Origin of the sequence: Luteimonas huabeiensis HB2 (genome assembly GCF_000559025.1) — a bacterium.
Taxonomy (GTDB): Bacteria; Pseudomonadota; Gammaproteobacteria; order Xanthomonadales; family Xanthomonadaceae; genus Luteimonas; species Luteimonas huabeiensis.
In genome coordinates, this window is record NZ_JAAN01000070.1 from 1 (window position 1) to 617 (window position 617).

1 protein-coding gene is annotated in these 617 nt (G+C 63.7%); it reads right to left on the bottom strand.

The features are described from left to right. Window positions 1–64 precede the first annotated feature (64 nt). On the bottom strand, window positions 65–617 hold a 553-nt coding region (locus Z164_RS0119450), incomplete at its 5' end, for a copper resistance protein B (RefSeq protein ID WP_024892296.1).

Genomic DNA, 617 nt, shown 5'->3' on the forward strand with positions numbered 1-617 from the left:
AACCAGCGGAACCCCGATCAGCCAGAGACGCTTGCGAGTCTTCGGTTGCATACGAGTACTCCGATCAGAACCAGATCCTCACGCCCGCCACGATACGGGTGTCGTCGACATCACCGGACTCCGCGCGACGGAGGTCTGCGGTTCCGCCGTAGGCACGCTCCCAGACCACGCCGACATACGGCGCGAACTGTCGATGGAACTCGTAGCGCAGCCGGAAACCGGCTTCGACCTTGCTGAGTCCACTGCCGATTCCAACCGCCGGATCGTCCTTGCTCCAGGCTTCGCCCTCGACCAGCCACTGGCCGATCAGCCGGTTGGTGAACAGCATTTCGTATTCGGCTTCCGCCCCAAGCCCGACCTGGCCGGACTCGCCCAGGTAGGCCGTGGCTTCGACTTCGAACTTGTACGGGGCAAGACCAATGACACCAAGCGCGGCATAGTTCGCTTCCCAGGCCATGCCGATGCCGTCCTCATCCGCGTCCCAGGCCTCAAGCCGGTCAAGCGACCAGTAGGAGTTGATCGATTCGCCGTGCATTACGTGCGCATCGAGGTCCTGGAACGCCGTGGCCCGATCGGCCGCGGTGATGGCAGGAATCGGCTCGTGCGGCTCCGCGTTC